The sequence below is a fragment of the Rathayibacter tanaceti genome (assembly GCF_001634385.1).
In the GTDB taxonomy this organism is placed as follows: Bacteria; Actinomycetota; Actinomycetes; order Actinomycetales; family Microbacteriaceae; genus Rathayibacter; species Rathayibacter tanaceti.
In genome coordinates this window covers 1-5,492 of the sequence record NZ_LIIN01000155.1, presented here as the reverse complement: position 1 = coordinate 5,492, position 5,492 = coordinate 1, and the positions used below count along the sequence as shown (strand labels likewise).

The window sequence follows — 5,492 nt, the reverse complement described above, 5'->3', positions numbered from 1 at the left end:
CACTCCTCGGCCGCGCCCTGGGCGTAGAGCGCCAGCAGCGCCTCGTCCGAGAGATCGAGGGCGGCGGGTGAGAGCCCGTCGATGCGGGCGCTCACGCCGCGGGCTCCACGTTGTGGCGGAGGTGGGGCGGGGCACGCCAGCCCAGGACCGCCTCCGTCAGCCGGACCGCGTCGACCGCCTCGCGCACGTCGTGCATCCGGACGATCCGTGCGCCGTTGAGGATGCAGATCACCGCTGCCGCGAGAGAGCCCTCCAGCCGCTGCCCCTGCGGCCGGTCGAGCGTCTCACCGACGAAGTCCTTGTTCGAGACGGCAGCGAGCACCGGGTAGCCCAGGGCCGCGACCTCGCCGAGGCGGCGGGTGAGCTCGAGAGTGTGCAGAGTGTTCTTGTTGAGGTCGTGGCCCGGATCCACCACGATCCGCTCCGCAGGCACCCCCGCGGCCAGCGCCCGCTCGACCCTGCCGCGCAGGTACTCGACGACGGTCGCGACCACGTCGTCGTACTCCGGACGGATCGGCTCGCTGCGCGGAGCGCCCATGCTGTGCGTGATCACGAGCTGGGCAGAGGAGGAAGCGACGACGTCCAGCATCCCCGGGTCTTGCAGACCACTGGTGTCGTTCACGACGCTGGCCCCCTCGGCGATGCTCGCCCGCGCCACCTCAGCGCGTGTCGTGTCGACCGAGATCACCACGTCGCTCCGCTCGGCGATGCCCGCGACCACCGGCACGACGCGGTCCAGCTCCTCCTGCAGAGAGACAGCGGGGCCGCGGCCGAACGGGACACCACCGATGTCGACCCAGTCGGCACCCTGATCGGCGGCACGCACGGCGGCCGCGACCGCGCTCTCGAGCACGAACGTCGCACCCTTGTCGTAGAAGGAGTCGGGAGTGCGGTTGACGACCGCCATCACGGCCACCTGCCGCTCGAAATCGAACTCGCGTCCACCGATCTGCCGCGTGGTCATGGCGCCTTCCTTCCGCTCGGAGTGCCGGGCCGATCCCGGCGCCGCTCACCTGAGACGAGCGGGATCGTCGGGGGCTGGAGCGGCCGATCCTCGAGCAGCGCCTGGAACAGCACGTGGTCCTGCCAGTCGCCGGCGATGCGCAGGTAGCGACGGGCGACGCCGATCCGCTCGAAGCCGTTGCGCAGGAGCACGGTCTGCGAACCGACGTTGTGGACGAGCGTGCCGGCCTGCACCCGGTGCAGACGCAGATCGTCACGGGCGAGGAGGAGGGCGGCCCCGACCGCGCGTGTCATCAGGCCCCTGCCCTGGAGCGAATCGTCGAGCCAATAGCCGAGGTCTGCACTGTCGAAGGCGCCGCGGACGATGTTCGCCACGGTGACCCGTCCGACGATCCGTCCGTCGCGCTCGAGGACGAGCGGGAGGCTGCTGCCGGAGCGGTGGGCGAACAGGGCATCGGCCACCGCGTCGCTCTGCCCACCGGCCTCGAAGAAGCGGGGCGACCGGGTGGGCTCCCACGGGGCGAGGTGACGGCGGTTGCGCCGGTAGGCGGCGGCGAGGGCCGGCCCGTCGTCACGGGCGACGAGGCGCAGAACCGTGCCGTCGTCGTCGACAGGGATCGGAGCGGGCACTCCTCGAGGCTAGCGTCATGCCGCGAAGGCGTGGCGCACGGCGACGGGCCGCCGCTCCGCGCGGCGGGCACGACCGCCCACAGACGAGGACCCCCGGCCGCAGCTGGGGTCCTCGTCTGTGGGCGATACTCGATCTGTGGGCGATACTGGGATCGAACCAGTGACCTCTTCCGTGTCAGGGAAGCGCGCTACCGCTGCGCCAATCGCCCGCTGCTCCGTGAGGAGCGCCTCGTTCGATGAACGATCGAGGTGGATACGGGATTCGAACCCGTGTATACGGCTTTGCAGGCCGCTGCCTCGCCTCTCGGCCAATCCACCGTGTACGGGTTTCGGTGTCGGCGGACCTGAGGCCCACCGGATGGGACACACCCAGGGGTGCCGTCCCGATGACGCCGGTCCGGAGACCGGTGTTCGAGCGGATGACGAGATTCGAACTCGCGACCCTCACCTTGGCAAGGTGATGCGCTACCGCTGCGCCACATCCGCATGTCTGTCGTGCTGCTTCGGTCGAGCCGTGCCACCGGCCTTACCGGTCTCGCCGACGCTTTCGCTGCCCGGCTCGACCTAGAAGAATGTATACGACGAGACGGTGAGATTCCAAATCGAACGACGGCGGACCGCATCGGGGTGACGGACGTTCGGCGTCTTTCCGCACCAAACCGACCGGTCGCCGTCCGTTCACCCGGGCGTGGCGCTCCGCCACGGTGCGTCCGGACCCCGCGGATCCGCTACGATCATTGTTCGGGTCGTCCAGTACGTCCCCCTGGGCGATTGGCGCAGTTGGTAGCGCGCTTCCTTCACACGGAAGAGGTCATCGGTTCGAGTCCGGTATCGCCCACTCCCTCAGCCTGGAGCAGAAGGAGCCTCTGAGCGATGATGGGCCGCTCGCACGCCGTCTCGGGTGCGCTGGCCTGGGCCCTCACCACCTCGGTCCCGGCGATCGCCGAGCCGCTCGGCCTCGATGCTCTCCCGCTCGACCTGCGCCTCATCGGGCTCGGAGTCACGGCGGGCTGGGCGCTGGTGCCCGACGCGGACCACGCCCGCGCGACCGTGTCCCGCTCGGCGCCGGGCGCTCCCTCCTCACGGCCACGGCGGGCCGCATGAGCGGCGGCCACCGGCACGGGATGCACTCCCTGCTCGCGATCGCCGTCGTCTGGTGCGTCGTCCCACTGCTGACCCAGGTGCGCCTCGCCCTGCCCGGAGTCGAACCCGTCTCGCTGGCCGCGCTGCTGACCCTCCCCGCGCTCGCGTTCGCGGCGAAGGCGATCCGAGCGGCACCCTCGTGGCCGGTCGCCTGGGCAGGAGCGAGCGTGGTGACGATCCTCCTGATCGTTCTCGCCGACGGGACGTGGACGTGGCTGCGCGTCGCCGCGACGCTGGGCTACGTGGTGCACGTCGCCGGTGATGCGCTCACCACGGAAGGCGTCAACTGGCTGTGGCCACTGCGGGTACGCCTGCCGCACCGTCTGCGGCGCACACCGCTGCGGTGCTTCTGGACCTCCGGCGGCTACAGTGCGCTCCCTCTGCTCGGCTCCGCCGGATCACGGCGGGAGACGATCCTGTACGGGCTGATGTCTGCCGCGACGACCGCTCTCGCGGCCTCGGCGGTCCTCCGGTGACGCGCCTCGGACGCGCCAGTCGCCGCCGAGCGAGCCGCGGGGCCCTACTCTCGTCCGCGACGCGGGCGCTGCACCAGCTGTCCGTAGGGGGGCCCGAGCGGCCGCGGTACGGCGAGGAGCGGATGGACATGATGGACGCGTGGGACACGACGGACGGATCGGCGCAATGAGGATCTTCGCGGCGATGACCGTGAAAGACGAGGCCGACATCGTCGCCGACGTCATCACCGCGGCCACCGCGTGGGCCGACCTCGTGATCGTCATGGACAACGGCAGCACCGACGGCACCTGGGAGATCCTGGAGCGCCTGGCTGCCGACGACGACAAGGTCGTGCTCTGGGGCCGGTTCCTCGGCCGCTTCCGGGATTCGCTCCGCCAGCAGATCTTCGCCGACTTCCGGCACCTCTCCGAGCCGGGTGACTGGTGGTGCCGCCTCGATGCCGACGAGTTCTACCTCGACGACCCCCGCGAATTCCTCCAGGCCCTGCCCGCGCGGACGGACCATGTCCTGAGCGCGTCCTTCCAGTTCTTCCTCACCGAGGAGGACGTCGCCCGTGAGCAGGCGACGGGCCCCGACTACTCGGCGATGTCGTGGTACCTCTGCAACCACTCCGAGATCCGTTTCATGCGGCATCTGGCCCGGACGGTCTGGCCACCGTCAGCCGTCTGGCCGATCGGTCTCGCGCACCCCGCGAGCACGAGGATCAGGCTGAAGCACTACCAGTACCGCACCGCCCAGCAGGTCGAGGGGCGGATCGCCCTGCGCGCCGAGAGCGGGCCCGGCAGCACCCTCTTCGTGCACGAGAAGGGCTCGGCCGAGCAGTGGTACCAGAGCCGCGGATTCACGCCCCCGGACGACCCGGCGCTGCGGGCGAGCAGGGTCGTGCTCACGCGTGAGCTCGAGAGCTCCACCGAGTTCGACCCGACGCGGACGTTCCCCGATCCGCCGGCGGGCCGCTCGCCCCAGCGCGCGCTCGCCGATGGCGTGGTCCGCCTCGCCGACGCATGGCGGCTCCCATCCTCCGACGGCTGGCGGGCTGATCGCGCTCTAGAAGACGACTCCGGGGTTCATGATCCCGAGCGGATCGAAGACGGCCTTGATCCCGCGCTGAAGGGCGAGCGAGTCCCCGCCCACCTCCTCCTCGAGCCAGCGCCGCTTGAGCCGGCCCACTCCGTGCTCACCGGTGAGAGTGCCGCCGAGCGCGACGGCGGTGCGGAACAGCTCGGCCGCCGCCTCCCAGACCTCCTCGCCCGCCGCGTCGCGCCCGCCGGCAGGACGAAGTTGGGATGCAGGTTGCCGTCGCCCGCGTGCGCGACGGTCGGGATGCGCAGGCCCGTGCGCGCCTCGATGCCGCGGATCGCCTCGAACATCGCAGGAAGGGCCGAGCGTGGCACGCAGACGTCCTCGATCAGCACTTCTCCCTCGGCCTCGAGCGCCGGGTGGAACGCCCGGCGGACCGCGAGCAGGGCCTCACCGGCGTCCGGGTCCTCGGTTGTCTCGGCGTCGCCCCCGGCGGCGGTGACGATGCGCAGGATCCGCTCCGCCTCGTCCGCCGCTCCCCCGCCATCGGTCTGCACGAGCAGATAGGCCCGCCCGCGGTCCAGTGCTGCGCCGGTGTATCGCCCGACCGCGGCGAGCGCCGCCTCGTCCATCAGCTCCATCACGGCGGGGCGCAGACGCGCGGCCGTGATCGCGGCGGAGGCAGCGGCTGCGCCGACGACGCTCGGGAAGAAGGCCCCAAGAGTCACCACCCGTCCGGTCGGGATCGGCCGGAGCCTCACCGTCGCCTCCACGATGACCCCGAGGGTCCCCTCCGACCCCGTGAGGAGTGCGGTGAGGTCGTAGCCGGTCACACCCTTCACGCTGCGGCGGCCCGTGCGCAGGAGACGGCCGTCGGCGAGGACGACAGCGAGCCCGAGCACCGCCTCGCGGGTCACCCCGTACTTCGCGCAGAGTAGACCGCCGGCGTTGGTCGCGATGTTGCCGCCGATGCTCGAGATCGCCTTGCTCGCCGGGTCGGGTGAGAACACGAGTCCGTCCGGGGCGACCGCGTCCGAGAGAGCCTGGTTGAGGACTCCCGGCTCGACGACGGCGAGTTCGTCCTCGAGCGAGATCTCGAGGATGCGGTCCATCTCGGCGGTCGAAAACGACGAGGGCGCCCTCGCCGGCCACTCCCCCCGGCCGCCAGTCCGGTGCCCGCCCCGCGGGGCACCACCGGCACGCGGTACTCGGAGGCGAGCCGGAGGGCGGCCTGCACGTCGGCGATGGAGGCGGCTCGG

The 5,492-nt window shown here is 71.4% G+C and carries 5 protein-coding genes, 4 tRNA genes and 2 pseudogenes; 4 read left to right on the top strand and 7 right to left on the bottom strand.

Translation table 11 applies throughout. The features are described 5' to 3' along the window. Positions 1-91: 91 nt before the first annotated feature. From folP to ACH61_RS13720, 5 genes are all read right to left on the bottom strand, one after another. Positions 92-964, bottom strand: coding sequence for a dihydropteroate synthase (gene folP, locus ACH61_RS13740; RefSeq protein WP_068213017.1), 873 nt, complete (start codon positions 962-964; stop codon positions 92-94). Further along, positions 961-1,593 carry a GNAT family N-acetyltransferase gene (locus tag ACH61_RS13735; protein WP_068213016.1) on the bottom strand — a complete coding sequence of 211 codons (633 nt, stop codon included), beginning with the start codon at positions 1,591-1,593 and terminating at the stop codon, positions 961-963. The genes folP and ACH61_RS13735 overlap by 4 nt, the downstream gene beginning before the upstream one ends. A gap of 137 nt (positions 1,594-1,730) precedes the next feature. Further along, positions 1,731-1,802, bottom strand: a tRNA-Val gene (locus tag ACH61_RS13730). 38 nt (positions 1,803-1,840) lie between these two features. Next, a tRNA-Cys gene (locus ACH61_RS13725) sits at positions 1,841-1,911 on the bottom strand. 96 nt (positions 1,912-2,007) lie between these two features. Next, a tRNA-Gly gene (locus ACH61_RS13720) sits at positions 2,008-2,079 on the bottom strand. A 279-nt stretch (positions 2,080-2,358) separates the two neighbouring features. On the opposite strand from ACH61_RS13720, the gene ACH61_RS13715 reads away from it, so the two are divergent. From ACH61_RS13715 to ACH61_RS16475, 4 genes and pseudogenes are all read left to right on the top strand, one after another. Continuing rightward, positions 2,359-2,431, top strand: a tRNA-Val gene (locus tag ACH61_RS13715). Positions 2,432-2,466: 35 nt separating this feature from the next. Beyond that, positions 2,467-2,697 carry a metal-dependent hydrolase gene (locus tag ACH61_RS18880; RefSeq protein ID WP_068213013.1) on the top strand — a complete coding sequence of 77 codons (231 nt, stop codon included), beginning with the start codon at positions 2,467-2,469 and terminating at the stop codon, positions 2,695-2,697. Further along, positions 2,694-3,212: a metal-dependent hydrolase gene (locus ACH61_RS13705; RefSeq protein ID WP_082845279.1), complete on the top strand. Its 519-nt coding sequence runs from the start codon at positions 2,694-2,696 to the stop codon at positions 3,210-3,212. The genes ACH61_RS18880 and ACH61_RS13705 overlap by 4 nt, the downstream gene beginning before the upstream one ends. Before the next feature lie 166 nt (positions 3,213-3,378). Further along, positions 3,379-3,669: pseudogene (locus ACH61_RS16475) on the top strand (glycosyltransferase family 2 protein); the annotation flags it as partial. A gap of 260 nt (positions 3,670-3,929) precedes the next feature. Here ACH61_RS16475 and ACH61_RS17545 read toward each other — a convergent pair. Both ACH61_RS17545 and ACH61_RS16465 read right to left on the bottom strand, forming a co-directional pair. Further along, positions 3,930-4,103, bottom strand: coding sequence for a hypothetical protein (locus ACH61_RS17545; RefSeq protein ID WP_161489671.1), 174 nt, complete (start codon positions 4,101-4,103; stop codon positions 3,930-3,932). A gap of 157 nt (positions 4,104-4,260) precedes the next feature. After that, a pseudogene (locus tag ACH61_RS16465) lies at positions 4,261-5,492 on the bottom strand (FAD-binding oxidoreductase); the annotation flags it as partial.

Coding starts and splice junctions, on each gene's coding strand:
- folP (WP_068213017.1), bottom strand. CDS start 964: ATGACCACGCGGCAGATCGGTGGACGCGAGTTCGATTTCGAGCGGCAG.
- ACH61_RS18880 (WP_068213013.1), top strand. CDS start 2,467: ATGATGGGCCGCTCGCACGCCGTCTCGGGTGCGCTGGCCTGGGCCCTC.
- ACH61_RS13705 (WP_082845279.1), top strand. CDS start 2,694: ATGAGCGGCGGCCACCGGCACGGGATGCACTCCCTGCTCGCGATCGCC.